This is a genomic window from Rubrivirga sp., from assembly GCF_965213695.1.
Lineage (GTDB): Bacteria > Bacteroidota > Rhodothermia > Rhodothermales > Rubricoccaceae > Rubrivirga.
Window position 1 is genome coordinate 1,999,699 of the sequence record NZ_OZ243912.1, and the last position, 22,625, is coordinate 2,022,323.

A 22,625-nucleotide genomic window follows, 5' to 3' on the forward strand; every position below is an offset into this window, starting at 1 on the left:
ACTGTTCGGTGAAAACGAGGCGGGGAGGGAGGGCTCCTGTCGGACCTCTTCGCCAAACGGCTCTTATCCCTCCGTCGTCACGATGTCGATCTCGCCCTCCAGCGTCTTGTGGACCGGGCAGCGGTCGGCGATCTCGAGGAGCCGGGCGCGCGTGGCGTCGTCGAGGTCGCCGTCCAGGCGGACGGTCCGCGTGAGCCGGCTGACGTGGCCGCCCTCGGTCGCGCAGCGCTCGCAGTCGTCGGCGTGGACGCGGGCGTGCGTCACCGTCACGCCGACGCCGTCGAGGCCGACGCCTTTCCGGTCGGCGTACATCCGGACGGTCATGGCCGTGCACGCGCCGAGCGCCATCCCCAACAGGTCGTAGGGCGTCGGCCCAGTCTCCGTCCCGCCGACCGACGCCGGCTCGTCGGCGACGACCGTGAAGCCGCGGGCGCCGAGCGCCGTGCGGAAGCCGGACGCGCCGATCTCGGCCGTCACCGCCGGGTCGTCGTAGGCCGGGGCGGGCTCGGCGGGGCAGAGGTAGCGCGTCGCCCACGCCGCCAGCACGTCGGCGACGTAGCGGGCGTCGGCGGGGTCGGTCAGGAGGTGGTCGGCGCCGTCGAGCGAGACGAAGCTCTTGGGGTGCCGGGCGGCCTCGAACAGGTGCCGCGCCTGCTCGATGCCGACGGTCGCGTCTTGGGGCGAGTGGAACACCAGGAGCGCCCGGCCGAGCGCGCCGATCCGCTCGCGCATCCGGTCGTGCGTGTCGAGGTCGTCGAGGAACTGCCGGCGGATGGTGAACGGCCGCCCGCCGAGGTCGACCACGGCCTGCCCGTCGGCGACGATGTCGGCCTCCTGGTCCACGAAGTGGTGGCGGACGTGGCCCGGGTCGCACGGCGCCCCGATGGTGGCCACGGCGCGGACGGCGGGCAACTGGCCGGCCGCCGCGAGCACGGCCGCGCCGCCCAGCGAGTGGCCCACCAGCAGCTGCGGCGCCGCGTGCGTCTCCTCCAGAAACCGCGCGGCCGAGACCAGGTCGCCGACCGTCGTCGAGAACGACGTGTCCTCGAACGCGCCCTCGGAGTCGCCGAGCCCGGTAAAGTCGACCGACAGCACGCCCAGCCCACGCTCGGTCAGCCCCCGAGCGATCCGGCGGACGGCGTGGAGGTCCTTCGAGCACGTGAAGCAGTGGGCGAACAAGGCGTGCGCGACGGGCTCGCCGGCGTCGGGGAGGTCGAGGCGGGCCGCCAGCGTCTGGCCGGTCGCGTTCGGGAGGCGGATAGGTTCAGAGCGGGGCATCGCGTCGGAGGTGGACCCCCCACGGTACGGCGGCGGGGGACGAGGCGCCGGCTCGCCCCGGCCCGCCCCTTTAGGCGCCGGGGCGTGCGCCGATACCGGAGACCCCCACGACCCTCCCTCGCCATGCCGCCCGACGCGCAGCTCCTCCGCGGCGACGCCTCCTCGTCCGACTCTCCCCCCGCGAGCGCCGCGCGCCCGGAGGTGGACGAACGAGCCTCCGGGACGGAGCAGCGGGCCGAGTCCTCGTGGATCGCGCGCAAGGCCGGCACGCCCGCTCGGCCCGAGACGTGGCTCGAACGGGTCGCCCGCCGGTTCCGCCCGGTGCCCGCCGCCGAGGCTCAGGCGGAGGGGCTCCCGGCCGCGATCCTCGACGCGGTCTCGGACCCCTTCGTCGTCCTCGACGCGGACGACCGGGTGCGGGCCGTCAACGCGGCCGCCCAGGCCATGCTGGGCCACCGCTCGGACGCGCTCGTTGGGTTCGGGTTCGCGGAGAGGGTGCTCCCGCCGGCCCACCGAGACGCCTACCGGGACCGGCTCCAGTCCTGGGCCGACGCCGGTCGCGAGGGCGACAGGTGGACCCTCCCGGTCGTCCGCGCCGACGGGACGGAGTCCGTCGCCGAGCTCTCCATCCGGCGGGTCGCGGGGGCCGGCGGGCCCCTGTTCGGCGTGTGCCTCCGCGACGCGACGGACGACGAGGCGACCGGGCGCGAGTCCGAGTCCCAGCGCCGGACGCTCCACGCCATCCTCGACGCCCTCCCGACCCCCGTCGTGGCCCTCAACCGCTCGGGCCGCGTCGTCTTCATGAACCAGGCGAGCACCCAGGGGAGCCGCGCGGGCGCCCGGGCCGAGAGCGTGCTCGCCGCCCAGCGCTGGAGCGAGGCCGACGCGGTGATGCAGAGCGGGGTCCCGGCCTTCGACCAAGAGGAGACGGACCGGGCCGGCGACCTCCGCCTGACGACCCGGGTCCCCGTCCGGAGCCGGTCGGGCGCCGTCGTCGGGGTCGTCGTCCTGTCGCGCGACGCGACGGCCCAGCAGGCGGCCGAGGCCCGGCTCCTCGACGGCAAGCGCCAGGCCGAGGCTGCCGCCCGCGCCAGCGGCGAGCTCCTGGCCACGACGAGCCACGAGATCCGGACGCTCATGAGCGGCGTGACCGGCATGACGACGCTGCTCCTCGACACGGACCTCGACCCCGAGCAGCAGGACTTCGTCGACACGATCCGGACGTCGAGCGACGCCCTGCTCGCCGTCGTCAACGACGTCCTGGACCTGTCGAAGATCGAGGCCGGGATGCTCGAGATCGACGAGCAGCCGTTCAGCCCGGAGGGGGCCATCGAGGAGGCGCTGGCGATGGTCGCCCAGCAGGGGGCCGCCAAGGGGCTCGCGCTGACCGGCCAGGCCGCCGACGACGTGCCGGAGACGGTCTTCGGCGACCCCATGCGCGTCCGCCAGGTGCTCGCCAACCTGCTGACGAACGCCGTCAAGTTCACCGACGAGGGGTCCGTCCGGGTCCACGTCGAGGCCGAGCCCGGGGCGGACCCGGGCGCGCTCACGCTGGCGTTCGCCGTCCAAGACACGGGCGTCGGGATCGCGCCGGACCGGCTGGAGGCCGTGTTCGACGAGTTCGTCCAGGCCGACGACTCGACGGCGCGGACGCACGGCGGGACGGGCCTCGGGCTCGCGATCTGCCGCCGGCTCGTGGGGATGATGGGCGGCGAGATGCGGGCGGAGTCGGCCCCCGGGGGCGGGTCGGTGTTCCGGTTCACGGTCTCCGTCGGCGCCGCCCCGCGCACGGAGGGCCGCCCGGGGCCCGAGGTCCCGGCCCGCGCGCCGGCCGTCCCCACACCGGCCACCGCTCCGGCGCCCGACGCCGACCGGCCTCAGCCCGAGCGGGCCGAGGTCATGCAGACCGACTCCATCCTGCCGGCCGCCCGGGTCCTGCTCGCCGAGGACGACCCGGTCATGCGGAAGGTGACCGGGACGACGCTCCGCCGGCTCGGCTACCGCCCGACGGTCGTCGTGGACGGGGCCAAGGCCGTCCTGGCCGTCCGCCACGAGCCGTTCGACCTGGTGCTCATGGACATCATGATGCCGGTCATGGACGGGTTCGAGGCCGCCCGCCGGATCCGGGCCGACCCCGGCCGCCACCCGGCGCCGGCCATCGTCGCGCTCACGGCCAACGCCATGAAGGGCGACCGCGAGCGGTGCCTCGAGGCGGGCTGCGACGACTACCTCTCGAAGCCCGTGGCGCCCCAGACGCTGGCGGCCACCATCGAACGAGCCATCCGCGAGCGGACCGGCGCCTCCGTCGCGGAGTAGCGCGCCGGGAACGGGCCGGTCTCTCCACCGCTCACGCCCAACCCGGAGCGTGGGGGAGGGGCTCCCGTCTCGTTCACCGACGTGGTCCCTCTGACGCTGCAATAGGGCCGTACCGGGGCCACCCCAGCTCGTCATCCTGAGGAGCGGAGCGACGAAGGATCTCAACGCCAGCTTCCCCAGCCCGGACAGCCGGTGGTCCGGGCGTCCGAGTTGAGGTCCTTCGCTGGCGCTCAGGATGACAGAGTGAGGCGGTAAAAGCTCGGAGGTCTGTCACGTAAGCCGGTCCATCGGCGAGCGCTCGGCGAGTCCACGACTGACGCCAGTCGGTGGGGCCCTGGCCGACGGCGCGGGCCGAGAGCCGGGCTGTGACTCCGGGGGATCCCCGGCCTGGCCCTCGGCGACGCTCAAGGGGTCGAAACGCTTCGATGGGGAAACGAGCGTCGGGGTGCCGTTCAGGGACGGTCCTCCGCTCGGCCGTGCAAAAGTGACTTGACGATGACGGGACGGTGAAGTATCTATCGAAGCGCTTCGACTGGAAGCGCTCCCGATCCCACCCATGCCCGACCGCGTCACCATCACCGACGTCGCCGCCCAGGCGGGCGTCTCGATCTCGACCGTCTCGCTCGTGATGAACGGGAAGGGGGCCGTCGCCGAGGCCACGCGGTCCCGCGTCCAGACGGCGGCCACGCGGTTGGGATACACGCCGTCGCGGACGGCGAGGGGGCTGGCCGCCGGGCGGACGGGCAACCTCGGGTTCGTGCTCCGCGAGGACCACTTCCGCCAGAGCGAGCCGTTCTACACCCGCGTCTTTTTGGGCGCCGAGTTCGAGGCCCGGCGCCGCGGGCTCTACGTCCTGCTCGCGACCGTCCCCGAGCGCTACGACGCCAGCCACGCCCCCCGCTTCCTCTCCGAGCACAGCGTCGACGGGATCGTGGTGGCCGGCCGCGTCGACGGCGACTTCCTGGACGCGCTGGGTCGGTCCGGCCTCCCCTACGTCCTGGCCGACTACGCCCGCGATGGGGCCCCGTCGGTCCAGGTCGACAACGAGGGCGGCGCGGCGCTCGTGGCGGCCCACCTCGTCGAGCGGGGCCACACCCGGGCCGCGTTCTTGGGCGCCGACCGGGACCACCCGAGCCTGGCCGCCCGGTGCAGCGCGTTCGTGGCCTCGATGGCCGCAGCGGGGCACGCGGTCGCCGACGCCCACGTCGTGACCGACGACGGGGCCGCCGACCGCACCGCCGGGGCCCGCTTGGGTGCCCACCTCCTGGACGGTCCCGACCGCCCCCGCGCGGTGTTCTGCGGCAACGACGCCCTGGCGCTCGGCCTCTTGGACGCCGCCCGCGACCGCGGCCTCGACGTCCCCTCAGACCTCGCCGTCGTCGGCTTCGACGACGTGGAGGGGGCCGCGCTGGCGGCGCCCCCGCTCACGACGGTCCGCGTGTGCAAGGAGCAGCTGGGCGAGGTCGCCCTCGGCGTGCTCGCCGAACGCGCCGTCCCCGTCGGCCCGGTCGCCGCCCGGTTCGACCGGGCCTCGTCCGTCACCCAGATCGCTACGGACCTCGTCGTCCGGGCGTCGAGCTAGACCCTCCTCTCGCGTCTCCAGGCGCGTCTCTGTCCGTTCAACCTCCCACTCTCATGATCCGATCGCTACTCCGAGTTCTCCCCGCAGCGGCCCTCCTGTGGAGCGCCCTCCCGACGCAGGCCCAAGACGCCTCCGCTCTCGCGGTCACCAACAAGCTCCAGGACGGCGGCTTCGAGGCCGACCGCCCGTCGTATTGGGAGCCGTCGGGTGACGGGGCCGAGTGGTCGACCGACCGGTCGCACTCGGGCGCGTACTCGCTCAAGCTCTCGGGCTCGGGCGCGGCGTCGTGGACCCAGGACGAGGTGATCCGGAACTGGGAGAGCGGGTTCGCCGCCAACCAGGCCATCACGCTCGGGGCCTGGGTCTACGCCGAGGGCGTCAACACGGCCCCGGCCTCCGACGACGCCAAGTTCCAGATGGTCCTCACGTTCCGCGACGCCGACGGGAACGACGCGCTGGGCCAGGACATCGTCCTCGACGTCCCCCAGGGCGCGGCCTCGACCGACGGCTGGGTCCGGGTGAGCACGGCGGACCTCGGCGAGATCATCCCCCAGGTCGAGGTCAAGAGCGTGACGGCCGTCGTCCGGAAGGGGGCGTCGGCGACGGGCACGGTCTACGTCGACGACTTCTTCGTGACCGAGAACACGTGGCACGGGGCGAACGTCGACCTCCCGGCCGACTGGTACACGTTCTGGCCGAGCTTCGGGACGGGCCCCGAGGACCCCGAGTGGGCCGTCACGAAGACGACGGACGAGTCGCACTCGGGCGACGCGAGCCTGCGGATCGAGCGGCTCGGGACGCCGGACGACGTCGGCGGCGAGGCCGTGGCCATCACTGAGCGCGTCCCCGTGACGGTCGGCCAGCCGGTCCTGGTGAGCTACTGGCTCAAGACCGAGAACAATGCGTCGCCGGCCGAGATCGGGACGGGCGACAACAACGTCGGGATCACGGCGCTCTGGTACTCGTCGCTCGAATCCGGCGCGGCGGGGTACAACGAGATCGGGGGGGCCGACATCCGGCTCAACGGGGAGTACAACCCCCAGGTCATCCCACTCCTCCCCCGTCAGGCGGACAACGGCTGGACCCAGTACTCGTTCGTCCTCTACCCGCTCGAGAACGCCGTCGGGATGGAGGTCCGGCTCCGCTACTGGCACCAGTTTACCGGCGTGACGTATTGGGACGACGTGGTTATCGCCGACGTCGACGACGTGACGATGGAGCTCCCGAACCTGCTGTCCGAGTCGGCCGAGGGCTTCGAGGGCGACCGGCCGAGCTACTGGGAGCCGTCGGGCGACGGGGCCGAGTGGTCGACCGACCGGTCGCACTCGGGCGCGTACTCGCTCAAGCTCTCGGGCTCGGGCGCGGCGTCGTGGACCCAGGACGAGGTGATCCGGAACTGGGAGAGCGGGTTCGCCGCCAACCAGGCCATCACGCTCGGGGCCTGGGTCTACGCCGAGGGCGTCAACACGGCCCCGGCCTCCGACGACGCCAAGTTCCAGATGGTCCTCACGTTCCGCGACGCCGACGGGAACGACGCGCTGGGCCAGGACATCGTCCTCGACGTCCCCCAGGGCGCGGCCTCGACCGACGGCTGGGTCCGGGTGAGCACGGCGGACCTCGGCGAGATCATCCCCCAGGTCGAGGTCAAGAGCGTGACGGCCGTCGTCCGGAAGGGGGCGTCGGCGACGGGCACGGTCTACGTCGACGACTTCTTCGTGACCGAGAACACGTGGCACGGGGCGAACGTCGACCTCCCGGCCGACTGGTACACGTTCTGGCCGAGCTTCGGGACGGGCCCCGAGGACCCCGAGTGGGCCGTCACGAAGACGACCGAGGAGGCCCACACCGGCGACGCCTCGGTCCGCATCGAGCGGTTGGGGAGCGCGGCCGACGTCGGCGGCGAGGCCGTCGTGATCACCGAGCGCGTGCCGGCCATGCCCGGCGAGCCGATGCTGGTCTCGTACTGGCTCAAGACCGAGGGGAACGCGTCGCCGGCCGAGATCGGGACGGGCGACAACAACGTCGGGATCACGGCGCTCTGGTACTCGTCGCTCGAATCCGGCGCGGCCGGGTACAACGAGATCGGGGGGGCCGACATCCGGCTCAACGGGGACTACAACACTCAGGTCATCCCGCTCTTGCCGCGCCAGGCCGACAACGGGTGGACGAACTACGCCTTCGTCCTCTACCCGCTCGAGAACGCCGTCGGGATGGAGGTCCGGCTCCGCTACTGGCACCAGTTCACCGGCGCCACCTACTGGGACGACGTCTCGATCACCAACATCGGCGGCGGCCGGCTGTTCGCCACGGCGAGCGAGGGCGGCCCGGACAACGGTGGTCCGGACGGCGCGCGTGCGTCGTGGCTGCGCGCGAACGCGCCCAACCCGTTCTCGGCGCGGACCGAGATCCGGTTCACGTTGCCGCAGGCCGAGGACGTGACGCTCGAGGTGTACGACCTCCTGGGCCGCCGCGTCGCCCTCCTGGCCGACGGTGTGCCGATGACCGCTGACGACCACGTCGTCACGTTCGAGACGGGCGACGTCTCCAGCGGGACCTACCTCGTGGTCCTGCGGACGCCGACGCACACGGAGGCCCGCCGGATCACCGTCGTTCGCTAGGGACGGCACCGGGGCCGGGGAGTCGTCCTCGGCCCCGAGCGATGGCGAGGCGCGGGGGGCTGCCACCGAGGCGGCCCCTCGGCGCCCCGCGCCAGGTTCACCCCCTCCCCGATGACAGTGTCTCACGCGCTTTCCCGGTCCGTCGGCCTCTGCGCCCTCATCGCGGTCTTGTGGGTGCCCGCCGCGCTCGCGCAGACCGGCAAGGTCTCCGGCCGCATCGTCGACGCGGCCACCCAGGAGCCCCTGATCGGCGTCGCCGTCGTGGTGGGGGAGACGGGGCGGGGCGCGGCCACGAACGTCGACGGGTACTACGACATCGTCGGCGTGCGGCCGGGCACGTACGACCTCCGTGCGTCCTACGTCGGGTACGCGCCGCAGACGGTCGAGGGCGTCCGCGTCCGGATCGACCAGACGACGACCATCGACCTGTCGTTGGCGGAGGAGAGCGTCCAGGGCGAGGAGGTCGTCGTCCAGGCCACGCGGCCCATCGTCCAGCGGGACCGGACGTCGAGCGAGAGCTCGGTCTCGGCCGAGGACCTGGAGGCGCTGCCGGTCCAGTCGTTCCAGGACGTCGTCAACTTGCAGGCCGGCGTGGTCGAGGGCCACTTCCGCGGCGGGCGCGTCGGCGAGGTGGCCTACCTCGTCGACGGCGTGCCGGTCAACGACGTGTACGACCAGTCGTTCGCGTTCCAGGTCGAGAACCAGGCGATCCAGGAGGTCCAGGTCATCTCGGGCACGTTCAACGCCGAGTACGGGCAGGCCCAGTCGGGCGTCGTCAACATCGTGACGAAGGACGGGGGGACCGAGTACCGGGCCTCGCTCTCGGCCTACGGCGGCGACTACGGGACGAGCCGCGACGACCTGTTCGAGCGGCCCCGGTCGTTCTCGCCGCTCGGCAACGTCGAGGCCAACGGGTCGCTCGGCGGGCCCGTCCCCGGGCTCGGCGACCGCCTGACGTTCTTCGCGTCGGGCCGGGCCGTCCGCAACGACGGCTACCTCTACGGCCGCCAGGTCGTGACGCCGACCTACGCCTCGACGGGCGAGCGCGTCCCCGTCCAGGTCGACGACCGGACCGTGTTCGTCCCCGGCCTCGGCGACAGCACGCTCGCCAGCCTCAACTGGTCCGAGCAGACGACGGCCCAGCTCAAGCTGACCGCCCAGGTCCCCGGCGGCCGGTTGGCGCTCAACGGGCTCGTCCAGCGCGACCGCGGCCAGAACTACGACCCGCTGTTCCGCTACAACCCGGCCGGCCAGACGACGGTCTACGGCGCGTCGGAGTCGATCATCGGGACCTACACCGCGCTCCTGTCGGCCACCACGTTCGTCGACGTCAAGGGGGCCGTGTTCGCGAACGCCGTCGACGAGTACGTGTACGAGGACCCGCTCGACCCGCGCTACCCCAACGACGCCGCGCTCCGCGAGCTGGCGCCGAACTTCAGCTTCTACCTCGGCGGCGTCCGCAACGCCTACTTCACGCGCGACACCCGGACGGCCGTCGGCCGGGTCGACGTGACGAGCCAGCTCACGCGGGCGCACCTGGTCAAGGGCGGCGTCGAGGTCAAGGCCCACACGCTCGGGCTCGACCGGTTCGACATCCGGAACAACGCCTCGACCGGGTTCGAGCCCGCGATCCCGGAGGCGGGCACGCCGGCGCACGTGTCGTACGAAGAGCGGCCCATCGAGGCGTCGGCGTACCTCCAGGACAAGATCGAGCTCGACTACTTCGTGGTGAACCTCGGCGTCCGCCTCGACTACTTCGACGCCCGGACGTCGGTCCCCTCGGACTTTACCCGGCCGACGACCGGCGAGCGCGTCGCGACCGACGTCAAGGTCCAGCTCTCGCCTCGCCTGGGGTTCGCCTACCCGATCTCGGAGCAGGGCGTGGTCCACGTGGCGTACGGGCACTTTTTTCAGATGCCCCCCTTCGACTTCCTGTTCACCAACCCGGACTACGTCTACAGCCCCGAGGCCGGGCTCGGCCGGGCGTTCGGCTACGCCGACCTGGAGCCGCAGAAGACCGTCGCCTACGAGATCGGGCTCCAGCAGGGGATCACGTCGAACACGGGCCTCAACCTGACGGTCTACTACAAGGACATCCGGAACCTGCTCGGCACCCGGATCGAGCGGATCGCGCCGGGCGTCGGCGAGAACTTCCAGCTCTCGTACTACGGCCGCTACACGAACCGCGACTACGGCAACGTGCGCGGCGTGACGCTGGCGTTCGAGCGCCGGGCCGGGCGGGGCGCCGCCGGCCGCGCCGGGCTCGGGCTCAACGTGGACTACACGTACCAGATCGCCGAGGGCAACGCCTCGAACCCCCGCGACGTGCTGCTCTTGGAAGGGGCCAACGACGGGCGGACGCAGCCGACCCAGCTCTCGCCGCTCGACTGGGACCGCCGCCACCAGCTCAACGTCCGCGTGGCCGTCGGCGAGGCCGACCGGAGCTACGGGCTCGTCAGCCTGGTCGGCCGGTTGGGCTCGGGCCTGCCGTACACCCCGACCCGGGCCGACGAGCGGACGGGCGTCGAGAACTCGGCGCGGCGGCCCGGGGTGGCCTCCGTCGACCTGTTCGCCACGCGCCAGGTCCGGATCGGGGGCCTGCGGCCGGGCCTGTTCTTGCGCGTCTACAACCTGTTCGACGCCGACAACCTCACGAACGTCTACACCGACACCGGCCGGGCCGAGCCCAACCTCCGCTTCTACTCGGGCCAGCCGCTCGGGCTCAACACGCGCGAGGAGTTCCTGCTCCGGCCCGACTTCTACTCGGCCCCGCGCCAGATCCAGTTCGGCGTCTCGGTCGACCTCTGATGCGGTACGGGGTACGGGGTACTTGGTACCCGGCGAACCGTACCCCGTACCAAGTACCCCGCACCCGGTCCATGCTCCGTGCCCCTCTCCTGATCGCCCTCGCCCTCGTGCTGGTGGCTCCGGCGCTCGCCCAGCGCCAAGCCGACCCGAACGACGGCAACCCCCAGCTCACCCAGTGGGGCGTCTTGGACGGCAACCGTGTCCGGACGCTCTACGCCAACCACGGCGAGATCGCGCGCTACCCAGACCAGCCGTCGGCCGAGTGGCCGAAGGGCTCGGGCCACAGCTACATCGACGGGATCGCGTTCGTCGTCTCGGTCGCGGCCCGCGACGCGAACGGGAACGTGATCTACCCGATGTCGACGAACTACCGCGAGGACATCGACCGGGACCCCGTGACGCAGGTCCCGTGGGGATGGCACCCCGTCCCCGGCTACTCGAACCCGCGCCAGGCCAGCCCCGCCCGGTCCGACGACCCCCGCACGTGGCCTTCGACGTGGCCCGACCGGCCCATCGACTGGGCCGGCCAGTGGAACGGGCTCTTCGGGCGCGGGGTCACGAACGCCGACGTCGAGACGTACTTCGTGATGGACGACGCCTTCGACCCCGAGTGGACCCAGCCGCCGCACCGCTTTTACCCGTGCCCCGGCGACACCGACCGCGGCGGGCTCGGACTGGAGGTGGCCGTCCGCGGACTCCAGTGGAATCACCCGCTGGCGCAGGACGTCATCTTCTGGGTCTACGAGATCACGAACGAGTGCGAGCAGGACTACGACGACGTCGTGTTCGCGCAGTACCTCGACTGGGGCATCGGCGGGACCGACGACTCGGGCGACGACGAGGGCGCCTACAACACGCGGCTCGACCTCGCCTTCGCCTTCGACGCCGACGGGATCGGGTCGCCCGGCCAGTTCAGCCCGGTCGCGACGGCCGGCTACGCCTTCCTCGAGTCGCCCGGCAACAGCACCGACGGCGTCGACAACGACGAGGACGGGATCACCGACGAGACGCGCGACAGCGGGCCCGGCGACCTCATCGAAGGCGCCGAGGCGATCCGCGCCGCCGTCGCCGCGCGCTACGATCTGGAGGACTTCGAGCGGTTCTACGGGCCGCTCGAGAACACCGCGGCGTTCCGCGACGGCCGGTGGTGGACGGGCGACGAGAACCTGAACTGGCAGCGGTTTACCGACGTCGATGAGGACGGCCAGTACAGCGTCGGCGAGCCGCTCAACGACGACGTCGGCGCCGACGGGCTCGGCCCGAACGCCTCGAACTACCCGGGCCGCGACGTCGGCGAGGGCGACGGGCGGCCGACAGCGGGCGAGCCGAACTTCGACGCGCTCGACAAGGACGAGTCGGACCAGATCGGGCTCACGGGCTTCTCGATCTTCGACGTCCACACCTACGAGTTGGAGGACGACGCCGAGGACTACTTCGTCTTCCGCCAAGCGCTCCCGCCCCAGGACGTGGTGCTGGAGGGCGGCCGGAACCTGGGGATGTTCTTTTCGAGCGGCCCGTTCCCGCTCCACGCCGGCCAGACCGAGCGGTTCTCGATGGCCTTGATCTTCGCCGACAAGGACTTCTCGGACCCGCGCCAGATCGAGAACTCGTCGCTGGCGCGCAAGAAGCAGACGGTCCAGCAGATCTACAACGCGAACTACCAGTTCGCCCGCCCGCCCGACAAGCCGACGTTGACCGCGACGCCCGGCGACGGCGAGGTCACCCTCACCTGGGACACGCGCGCCGAGCTGTCGTATGACCCCTTCCTGCGCGAGTTCGACTTCGAGGGGTACATGATCTACCGCTCGACCGAGCCCAACTTCCGCGAGAACCTCCTCGTCACCGACGCCTACGGCAACCCGGTCTACCAGCGGCCCCTCGCCCAGTTCGACCTGGCGAACGGCACGCGCGGGCTCCACCCGGTCCCCGTCAACGGCGTCCAGTTCAACCTGGGCACCGACTCCGGCCTGCGGCACAGCTACATCGACCGCGACGTGGTCAACGGGCAGACGTACTACTACGCGCTCGTGGCCTACGACCGCGGGCTCGTCACCCGCAACGCCGACGGCTCGATCCCGACCACGCCCGACGGCCAGGTCGACGGGCTGTCGCCGTCGATCACGACGGCCGTCATCAACAACGACCTCTCGGGCAACATCACGACCGACGTCAACACGGCCCAGGCCACGCCGCGTGCGCCGGCGGCGGGCTACGTCGCCCCGGGCGTGGCCGCGTTCGACCGCCAGGTCCGGGGGACAGGCGCCATCGACCTCGCCATCGTCTCGCCCCCGTCGCTCAACGCCGACGGCCGCTACCAGCTCCGGTTCACGAACCCCGACGCGGTCTGGGACACGGACCTCCGCCCGACCTACGACCTGGTCGAGACGGCCACCGGGACCGTCCTCGAGACGGGCACCATCCGGCCCGGCCTCAACGAGCTCCCGCTCACGGCCGGGTTCTCCATCGCCGTCGAGGCGCCCTCCGAGATCGCCATCCCGGACTCGCGCGTGGCCTTCACCGAGGGCGACGGCGGCACGCTCGTCCCCATCGTCACGCCGGGGACGGTCACGCCGGCCGTCTCGCCGACGCGGTTCGTCCCGTTCCCGTACGACTTCGAGGTCCGCTTCGCCGAGCCGGGGACGGTCGCCCAGTCGAGCCTGGTGCTGGCGTTCGGACAGACGGCGGTCGGGTTGCCGTTCGAGGTGTATAACGTGACGCTGGGGCGGCGCCAGGACGTGATCCTGGTCGAGGACAACCCGGACTTGCGCAACGGGATGTGGGACCCCGGCGACTTGGTCGTCCTGGTCGACGGCGTGAGGCCGGGGGCGACCCCGATGCAGGCCGGCGGGGCGTGGACGGCCGGCTGGGCGTTCCGCCTGCTGCCGCCCGACGCCGGCATCGAGCCGCGCCCGCCGGCGGCCGGCGCCGTCCTGTCGTTCGGCCCGACCCGGCCGTTCGCGACGGGCGACCACGTCGACTTCCAGTTCACGGCGCCCGAGTTCGACGCCGAGGTCGCCCGCGAGACGCTCGACGACGTCTACGTGGTGCCCAACCCGTACGTGGCCACGAGCACGTTCGAGCCGGCCAACCCGTACCTCGTCGGCCGGGGCGAGCGGCGGATCTACTTCATGAACCTGCCGCCCCAGTGTACCATCCGGATCTACACGATCACGGGCGAGCTGGTCCAGACGCTCACGCATGACTCGACGGTCGACGACGGCCAGGAGCCGTGGGACCTGGTGTCGAGCGACGGGATGACCGTGGCCTTCGGCGTCTACCTCTTCCACGTCGACGCGCCGGGCGTCGGCGAGTCCGTCGGGCGGTTCGCCCTCATCAAGTAGCCCCATGAACGATCCCAAGTTTGGTCGGTCTTCGCCACCCGGGATGCTGTGGGTGCGGACCCCCCGTCCGGGCGCCCCTCGCGGAGCCTGTGCTGAGCCCCGCCGAAGTGCTCAACGGGCGCACGGACTGTCCCCCTTGAAGGGGGACAGCTTCCCGAGCTGGGAGCGAAGCGACCGGAAGGGGAGCGGGGGGGTCGGGAGAGAGCAGGGGGTCCGGGAGAGAGCAGGGGGAGGCGGACATCTCTTCTCGAAGGGGAGCGGGGGGCCGGCGCGAGAGGCATTGGTGCTCCGCGGTCTCACGCTCCTGCTGGTGCTCGCGCTGGGCGTCGCCGACGCGGCCTCGGCCCAGAACGTCTCGCGGCGGGGGACGACGGCCGCCCCGTTCCTGACCATCGGCGTCGGCGCGCGGGGCAACGCGCTCGGCGGCGCCTTCACGGCGACCGTCGACGACGCGACGGCGCTCTACTGGAACCCGGCCGGGCTGAGCCAGATGACGTCGTCCCAGGCCGTCACGGCCCACTCGGAGTGGCTCGCCGACGTCCGCCACGACTTCGCGGGCGTCGCCGTCCCGATGGCCGGCGGCGTCGTCGGCGCGAGCGTGACGCTGCTGGGCGTGCCCGAGATGGTCGTCCGGACGGAGCTGAACCAACAGGGGACCGGCGAGACGTTCGACGCGGCCGACCTCGCGGTCGGGCTGAGCTACGGCCGAGCCATCACCGACCGGTTCTCGCTCGGCGGGACGGTCAAGTACGTCCAGCAGCGGATCTGGAACTCGACCGCTTCGAGCGTCGCCGTCGACGTCGGGACCCAGTTCCGGACCGACTTTTTCGGCGGGCTCACGATTGGCGCCCAGCTCTCGAACTTCGGCTCCGACCTCCAGCTCGACGGCCGCGACCTGCGCACGTTCGTGGACCCGGCGCCGAGCCAGGAGGGCAACAACGGCCGGATCCCGGCCGACCTCGCGCTCGACCGGTGGAGCCTGCCGCTCGACTTCCGGCTGGGCGTCGTGACGCGCCCGCTCAACACGCGCCTCAACCAGCTCACCGTCGCCGTCGACGCGCTCCACCCGTCGTCGAACTACGAGAGCCTGAACGTGGGCGTCGAGTACGGCTTCCGCGAGCGGTTCTACCTCCGCGGCGGCTACCAGGGCCTGTTCCTCGACGAGGCCGAGGGCGGGCTCTCGCTCGGCGTCGGCGTCCGCCAGCCGCTTCCGTACCCGGACGGGATGGCGTCGATCGACCTCGCGTACCGCGACGCGGGCCGGTTGGGGCAGGTCCAGATGATCGGCCTCAGCCTCAGCTTCTGACGGGTACGCGGTACGGGGTACGCTCCCGTGCCGGACCCGACCGAACATTCCGTACCAGGTACCCTGTACCTCGTACCCATCCTCTGACCTTGCGCACTGTCCTAGTCCTGCTCATCGCCCTGGTCGCCCTCGCGGGGTGCGGCGGCGGCGAGCGCGCGGCCGAGGCCGACGGGCCGATCCGGCTGGTCTACTGGACGAGCCAGAACCCCCAGGAGCGGACCGTCGCCGACACCCTCGTGGCCCGGTGGAACCGGACGCACCCCGACGTCCAAGTCGCCGTCCAGCCGATCCCGGCGGGCCAGTCGTCGGAGGAGGTCCTCCTCGCGTCCATCGTCGCCGGGACGACGCCCGACATCTGCTCGAACATCGCGCCCAGCGCGCTCCACGACATGGTCCGCGCGGGCGGCCTCGTGCCGCTCGACGGGTTGCCGGGCTTCGACAGCCTGATGGCGGCGCGCGTCCCGCCCGAGCTCGTCGAGCGGTTCCGCAGCGCCGACGGCCGGTTCTACCAGCTCCCGTGGAAGACGAACCCGATCCTGATGATGGTCAACCCGGAGATGCTCCGGGACGCCGGCGTGGCGCGCGTCCCCCGGACCTACTCGGAGTACCTCGCCGCCGCCGAGCGCGTCACGGCCGACACCGACGGCGACGGCCGGAACGACCGCTGGATGGGGACGCGCGACATCCGCCCGATCTGGTGGCAGCGAACCTTCGATGTCTACCCGCTCTACGTCGCCGCATCCGGCGGGCGGACGCTGTTCGACGCCGAGGGCGACCTCGCCATTGACAACGAGGCGATGAGCGACGTGCTCGGCTTTTTCCAGACGCTCTACGCCCGGGGCGATTACCCCCGCTCGACACTACAGGGCAATGCGTTCGCCCAGGGCCGCGTCGCCACCGACTTTACCGGCCCGTGGACGATTGGCTGGCTGGCCGAGAACGCGCCCGACCTCGCCGTCGACTTCGCGCCCGTCCCGGTGCCGGACGGGACGCCACTCGACGACGGCCCGCCCGTGACCTACGGCGACTACAAGAACATCGCGCTCTTCGCCACGACCCGGCATCCGGAGGCGGCGTGGGCCTTCGCCCAGTACCTCGTCTCGCCCCAAGCCGACCGGATGCTGATCGAGACGACGCGCCAGATCCCGATCCGCTCCGGGCTCCTGGACGACCCCCAGCTCGCGCCGTTCTTCGCGACCTACCCGTCGATGCGGCGCTTCGCCGAGCAGGCCGCGGCCACGCGCGGCGTCGACGCGGTGCCCGATCTGCCCGAAACGCTCGACGCCGTGGCCCAGGGCTACGAGCGGGTGATCTACGGCGTCGAGTCGCCCGTCCAGGCGGTCCAGAGCATCACCGAGCGGATCGGCGTCTTGCGGGCGTGGGCAGAATGAGCGAGACGCCCCACACGGTGGCGGAGGAGACGGTCCCCGCGATGCAGCCGGCGACCGACGTCCCGGCCGTCCCCGCCTGGGCCGTCGATCCGCCCCCGCCTCGGCGCGAGCGGTCCGACTGGCGCGGCGTCGCGTTCGCGGCGCCCTACCTCGCCCACCTCGGCTTGTTCTTTGGGTACCCGCTCGTTTTCGCGGCCGTCCTCATCTTCCACCGCTGGGACGTCGTGACGCCGATGGAGTGGATCGGGACGGGCAACATCGCGCGGCTGGCCCAAGACGACCTGTTCGCCCGGGCCATGCTCAACACGGGCGTGTTCCTCGCGCTCCACATCCCGCTCCAGATCGCCGTCGCGCTCCTCTTCGCCGAGCTCCTCAACGGCAAGCTGAAGGGCCGGTCCTTTTTCCGGACCGTCTACTTCCTGCCCGTCGTCGTGTCGGGCGTCGTCGTGACGATCCTGTTCCAGCAGCTCTTCGCCTTCGACGGGGGCTACGTGAACGGCGTGCTGGGGGCGCTCGGCGGGGAGGCCGTGCCGTGGCTCGTGTCGCCGGCCTGGGCGATGCCGTCGATCGCGCTCGTGGCCACCTGGAAGAACGTCGGGCTCTACGTGCTGCTGTTCCTGGCCGGCTTGCAGAACGTCCCGCCGACGTTGTACGAGGCGGCCGACGTCGAGGGCGCGAGCCGCTGGCAGCGCTGGCGGCTCATCACGTTGCCCATGCTCAACCCGATGATGGTGACCGTCGTCGTGCTCTCGACCATTGGCGGATTTTCCCTCTTCGTCGAACCCTACGTGCTGACCGGCGGCGGTCCGCTGAACAGCACGTTGTCGGGCCTGCTCTACATCTACAACCAGGCGTTCTACTTTAACCACATGGGCTACGCGGCCACGCTTGGTCTGGCGTTCGCGTTGCTGATCTTCGCCGTCGTGCTCGTGCAGCGGCGGGTGGTGGAGTCGGACGTGGCCTGATCCCTTCGTGAGAGAGGGCACGGCACGCCGTGCCCCTACGATTCTCCTTTTTGTGACCTCGTCTCTGACTCGTACCGTGCTGGCGTATGCGACGCTCGTCGTGGGCGCCGTCGTGTTCGCGTACCCGTTCGTGTGGATGGCGCTGGCGACGTTCAAGCCCGAGACCGACATCGCGGCGCTCAACCCGTTCCCGTCCGAGTGGACCGTCGAGAGCTACCGCCTCGTGTTCGGGTCGGTCCCGCTGGGCCGGTCGTTCCTCAACTCGGTCGTCGTGACGGGCTGCGTGACGACGCTGGCGCTCGTGTTCGGGTCGCTCACCGCCTACGGCTTGTCGCGGCTGACGTGGCGCGGGCGCGACGCGGCGTTCTCCGTCATCCTGTTCACGATGATGGTCCCGTTTTTGGTGTTGCTCATCCCGCTCTACACGCTCGTCGTCGGGTTCGGGTGGACCGACAGCTACGCCGGGCTCGTGGTCCCGTTCATGATGAACGCGACGGCCGTGCTCGTCCTCCGCCAGCACTTCGTGACGCTGCCCCAGAGCCTGGTCGACGCGGCCCGGATCGACGGGGCGGGCGAGCTCCGGATCCTGTTCCAGATCGTGTGGCCGGCGTCGGTCCCGGCGCTCGTCACGGCCGGCATCCTGGTCTTTATCGGGAGCTGGAACGAGGTGCTGTGGCCGCTCATGGTCGTGAGGGAGCAGGAGATGATGACGATGCCCCAGACCGTCGCCCTGTTCGCCGTCGGCGGCGGGGCCGAGGGCCGGCTCGGGCCCCAGCTCGCGGCGGCCCTCTTGCTCGCCGTTCCCATCATTGCGGCCTACCTCGTGTTTCAGCGGCGGTTCGTCGAAAGCCTGGCCACCAGCGGCCTCAAAGGATGACAGACCCCGGACTACAGATCGCAGAGCCCGGCGGACGGACCCCCCGTCCGTCCGCCCCTCGCTCCGCTCAGCGGGCGCCCAGACTGTCCCCCTTCAAGGGGGACAGCTCCCCGACCTGGGAGCGGAGCGACCGGAAGGGGAGCAGGGGGTCGGCGCGAGCTGGTAGGGGCGGACAGTCCCCCTTGAAGGAAAGCAGGGGATCGGCAGGTGTGGGGTGGGGTAGGGACCTGCCCTCGTGGCTGGCGGTGCTCCTCTTCGCTGCGAGCGCCTGCGCGCCGCCTGCCTTCGTGGCCCCGTCCGCAGTGCAGATGGAGATGTCGCCGGTGCCCGCGCTCGATGCCTCCGGCTTCAACCTCGACCACCTCGACTTCCTCGGCGAGGACGTCGTGGTCAACGGCGACACGCTCCGGCTCGTCCACATCTACGCCGAGCCGGACGGGAACGGCGGCTGGATCTTCGTCGGTGACCACGACGAGGGCATCGCGTGCGTCGACGACGTGGCGCGGGCGGCCGTCGTGTATCTCCGCCACTACCAAGAGACCGGCGACGAGGCCTCGCGGCGGACGGCGGTGAAGCTGTTGCGGTTCGTCCGCCACCTCCAGACGCCGAGCGGCCTGTTCTACAACTTCGTCTGGGACCGCGACCTGACGCCCAACACGACGTTCGTGACGAGCGTGGCCTCGGACGTTTCGTGGTGGACGGCCCGGGCCGTGTGGGCGCTCGGGACGGGCGCGCGCGTGCTGGCCCAGAGCGACCCTGCCGAGGCCGCCGCAGCGCTGGCGGCCGTCCGCCGCGTCGAGCCGCACCTCGACCGGCTGCTGGCGCGCTACGGCGAGACGGAACCGGAGGACGGCCGCCCGTTCCCGCAGTGGCTCATCGCCGAGACCGGCGCCGACGCGACGAGCGAGCTGCTCCTCGGCCTGGTCGAGGTCGAGCGCGTCGCGCCGACGGCCGAGGGCGCCCGGCGCGCGCGCCAGTTCGCCGAGGGGATCGGCGCGCTCCGGTTCGGGTCGCTCGCCGCGTCGCCCTGGGGCGGCCACGCCTCGTGGGTCGGCGGGTGGCACGGGTGGGGGAACAGCCAGACCCAGGCGCTCGCGAGCGGTGTCGTCGCCGACGTGCTCCCCGACGCCGCGCTCGCGAGTGCCCAAGCCGAGGCGCGCTCGCTCTACGCGCACCTGCTGGTCGAGGGCTGGCTCCACGAGATCACCTACGCGACGGGCGCCGAGCGGGCGTTCGAGCAGATCGCCTACGACGTCCGCCCGGCCGCCGTCGGGCTGGCGCGGCTGCACCAAGCGACCGGCGACCCGGACTACGGCGTCCTCGCTGGCCTCGCCGCCGCCTGGTTCGCCGGCGACAACCCGGCCGACGCCGTCATGGCCGACTCGGCCGGGCGCGGCTACGACGGCATCTTGTCGCCCGACAGGGTCAACTGGAACGCGGGCGCCGAGAGCACCATCGAGGCCCAGATGACCTTGCTCGAAGTCGGCCTCGACCCCGTCGCCGTGCCGTGGATGCACGCCCGGTCCGATCCGCCCCGGACCGGCGCTGTGGACGGCCGGACCGTCCGCTACCGCGTGTGGACCGCCGACGGCCGCCGCGCCGTCGTCGCGCTCGACCGCGCGGCCAACACCTCGTCCGTCCACACCGGCTCGGACGCCGACGCCTTTCTCGCTTCGCTCGCTCCATGATTTCCTCTCCCCCCGTCGCCGCCCCGACGACGCGCCCAAACGCCGAGGCCATCGACCTCTTTGCACGCGCCTCCGTGCCGGTCCTGGAGCCGACCGCCGACGTGCCGTGGGCCTCGGGCGCCGTGTTCAACCCCGGCGCCGCGCTCGACGCCGACGGCACGCTCCGGCTGCTCGCGCGCGGCGTCCCGGCCGGCCACCGCCGCGTCGAGGTCGAGCACACCGACGCGTACGAGGCCACGTTCGGGTACGAGAACTACGTCTCGGTGCTCGGCCTCGCCACCCGCCAGTCCGACGGGACGTTCCGGCTCGCGCCCGAGCCCCTGATCTCGCCGTCGGGCGAGGTCGACCGCTATGGGTGCGAGGACGCCCGCGTGACGCGCCTCGGCGACCGCTGGTGGATCACGTACACGGCGCTCGCCGAGCCCGCCGCGACGGCGGACCGCGGCGTGGGCATCGCGCTCGCCTCGACGACCGACTGGCGGAGCGTCGAGCGGTTTGGGCGGATTGGGCCCGACGTCCGCGACAAGGACGCCGCGCTGTTTCCCGACCTCGTCGGCGGGCGGATCGCCATGTTCCACCGGATCGCGCCCGACGTCCAGGTCGTCTTCTTCGAGGACGAGGGGCAGATGGTGGACCCCGGCGGCCGGTTCTGGGAGCGCGAGTTCGCTCGGCTCGACGAGTCCGTCGTGCTGCGCCCCGAGCGGCCGTGGGAGGAGAAGAAGGTCGGCATGGGCCCGCCGCCGATCTGGACGCCTGAGGGCTGGCTCGTGGTCTACCACGCCGCCGACGCGGCCCACGTCTACCGCGCCGGCCTGGCGCTCTTGGACCTCGACGACCCCCGCCGTGTCATCGCGCGAACGTCGCGGCCGGTCCTGGTGCCCGAGCGCTCCTTCGAGGTCGAGGGCGACGTGCCCAACGTCGTGTTCCCCCAGGGCGCCGCCGTCGAGGACGGCGACCTCCACCTCTACTACGGCGCCGCCGACTCGGCCGTCGGCCACGCCTGGGCGCCGCTCGCCGACGTCCTCGACCTGCTCACCGACGAGGCGCGCGTGCCGTCGGTCGTCCCCACCGTCACGTTCGACTTTGCCGGCCACCGCGACCGCCGGCGGACCCTCGGTGCGAGCCCCGTCGCCGTCGAGCGGATGCACGGCGGGCGGCCCGTCCTGGAGCCCGTCGCCGAGCACCCGTGGGAGTCGGCCGTCGTGCTCAACCCGGCCGCCGTGATGGTCGAGCCGGGCCCAGACCTCGACCGGATGATGGACACCTGGGGGCTGGGCGGCGACGCGCGCGAGCGGCTGGCGGAGGGCGCGTGCGTGATGCTGTACCGCGCCCAGGGGACGGCCTACGCCCGCGAGACGCCGGCCGGCCGGCACGCGGCCTCGTCGCTCGGCCTCGCCGTGTTCACGCCGGACCTCGACCTCGTCTGGCGCGCGGCCGAGCCGGTGCTCGCGCCCGACCAACCGTTCCACGACCTGGGCGTCGAGGACCCCCGCTGCACCCTCGTCGGCGACACGTACTACCTCCACTACACGGGCTACACGAGCGGGGCCGGCGGCGACGGGGCGCTGGCGCACGGGGTGGCCGGCCACGTCCAGCTGTGCCTCGCGACCACGCGCGACTTCGTCCGGTGGACGGTCCACGGGCCCGTCCCGGGGGATGTGAACGCGCACGGCGACAAGAACGGGGCGCTCTTCCCGGAGCCGGCCGGCGGCCGGTGGTGGCTGTGGCACCGGCCGATGGGGGGGACGCACCCGATGGCGATGCACCTCGCCTCGGCGCCGTCGCCGGACGGGCCGTGGGCCTCGCACGGGCTCGCGCTCGCGTCGTACCGGTTCCACGGCCACGCGCGGTCGTGGCTCGGCGCGGCCGGCCCGCCCATCGCCCTGGGCGACGGGCGGTTCCTCGCGCTTTATCACCAGGGCCACCTGTCGTTCGACGGCTGCCGGCTCTACAACCTCTCGGCGATGCTGGTCGAGCCGGCGTCCGAGACGCCCGTCGTCGCCCGCGTCGAGCCGATCCTCGTCCCCGAGGGCGACGCCGAGTGCGTCGGCGACCCCGATCTGGGCGTCGACAACGTGGTGTTCTCGTGCGCCAACGTCGTCGTCGGTGAGCGCCTGGTCGTCCCGTACGCCGGGGCCGACAGCCGCATCTTCGGCGCTCGCCTGGTCGTGGCGGATTTGGTGGCCCACCTCGAGAGCGCCGCCTCAGAGTCTCCATGATTCGACTCCTCACCATAGCCGTCATTCCCGCGAACGCGGGACCCGAGTCTTCGAGGACGGCGCAGCCAATCCATCCGGCGCTCCGTCTCGGCGAGCGCCCTCCTATGGATCCCCGCGTTCGCGGGGATGACGGCCGGTTTGATTGGCAGTACGACAGAGCTCCGAAAACGAAGCGCCCTTGTCTCGGAGGGGGCGGGGACTGTCCGACTCCGGCCTTCTCACCATCAGCGGACGGC

12 protein-coding genes are annotated in these 22,625 nt (G+C 72.1%); 11 read left to right on the forward strand and 1 reads right to left on the reverse strand.

What is annotated here, in order from left to right:
* Window positions 1-63 precede the first annotated feature (63 nt).
* Entirely contained in the window at window positions 64-1,278 is a 1,215-nt protein-coding gene (locus ACOOHE_RS08775) for an alpha/beta fold hydrolase (protein WP_420457424.1), read from the reverse strand.
* Between the two features lie 123 nt (window positions 1,279-1,401).
* Here ACOOHE_RS08775 and ACOOHE_RS08780 point away from each other — a divergent pair, with 123 nt between their 5' ends.
* The 11 genes from ACOOHE_RS08780 to ACOOHE_RS08830 all read left to right on the forward strand — a co-directional run bounded on the left by ACOOHE_RS08780 (window position 1,402) and on the right by ACOOHE_RS08830 (window position 22,389).
* Window positions 1,402-3,594, forward strand: a complete 2,193-nt coding sequence (locus ACOOHE_RS08780) for an ATP-binding protein (protein WP_420457425.1) — start codon at window positions 1,402-1,404, stop codon at window positions 3,592-3,594.
* Between the two features lie 556 nt (window positions 3,595-4,150).
* A complete protein-coding gene (locus tag ACOOHE_RS08785; RefSeq protein ID WP_420457426.1) occupies window positions 4,151-5,176 on the forward strand; it encodes a LacI family DNA-binding transcriptional regulator in 1,026 nt (341 codons plus the stop codon).
* Between the two features lie 53 nt (window positions 5,177-5,229).
* Window positions 5,230-7,794, forward strand: a complete 2,565-nt coding sequence (locus ACOOHE_RS08790; RefSeq protein ID WP_420457427.1) for a carbohydrate binding domain-containing protein — start codon at window positions 5,230-5,232, stop codon at window positions 7,792-7,794.
* Between the two features lie 111 nt (window positions 7,795-7,905).
* Window positions 7,906-10,602, forward strand: coding sequence for a TonB-dependent receptor (locus ACOOHE_RS08795; protein WP_420457428.1), 2,697 nt, complete (start codon window positions 7,906-7,908; stop codon window positions 10,600-10,602).
* Between the two features lie 71 nt (window positions 10,603-10,673).
* The gene (locus tag ACOOHE_RS08800) at window positions 10,674-13,943 is read left to right on the forward strand and encodes a hypothetical protein (protein WP_420457429.1); all 3,270 of its coding nucleotides are present in this window, start codon (window positions 10,674-10,676) and stop codon (window positions 13,941-13,943) included.
* Between the two features lie 283 nt (window positions 13,944-14,226).
* Window positions 14,227-15,249: a PorV/PorQ family protein gene (locus ACOOHE_RS08805; protein ID WP_420457430.1), complete on the forward strand. Its 1,023-nt coding sequence runs from the start codon at window positions 14,227-14,229 to the stop codon at window positions 15,247-15,249.
* Between the two features lie 89 nt (window positions 15,250-15,338).
* On the forward strand, window positions 15,339-16,640 hold the full coding sequence (locus ACOOHE_RS08810) for an ABC transporter substrate-binding protein (protein ID WP_420457431.1): 1,302 nt from the start codon (window positions 15,339-15,341) through the stop codon (window positions 16,638-16,640).
* Window positions 16,637-17,605, forward strand: coding sequence for a carbohydrate ABC transporter permease (locus tag ACOOHE_RS08815; protein WP_420457432.1), 969 nt, complete (start codon window positions 16,637-16,639; stop codon window positions 17,603-17,605). The genes ACOOHE_RS08810 and ACOOHE_RS08815 overlap by 4 nt, the downstream gene beginning before the upstream one ends.
* A gap of 52 nt (window positions 17,606-17,657) precedes the next feature.
* Window positions 17,658-18,482: a carbohydrate ABC transporter permease gene (locus ACOOHE_RS08820; RefSeq protein ID WP_420457433.1), complete on the forward strand. Its 825-nt coding sequence runs from the start codon at window positions 17,658-17,660 to the stop codon at window positions 18,480-18,482.
* A gap of 245 nt (window positions 18,483-18,727) precedes the next feature.
* Window positions 18,728-20,170 carry a hypothetical protein gene (locus ACOOHE_RS08825; protein ID WP_420457434.1) on the forward strand — a complete coding sequence of 481 codons (1,443 nt, stop codon included), beginning with the start codon at window positions 18,728-18,730 and terminating at the stop codon, window positions 20,168-20,170.
* A complete protein-coding gene (locus tag ACOOHE_RS08830; protein ID WP_420457435.1) occupies window positions 20,167-22,389 on the forward strand; it encodes a glycosidase in 2,223 nt (740 codons plus the stop codon). The genes ACOOHE_RS08825 and ACOOHE_RS08830 overlap by 4 nt, the downstream gene beginning before the upstream one ends.
* Window positions 22,390-22,625: the final 236 nt, after the last annotated feature.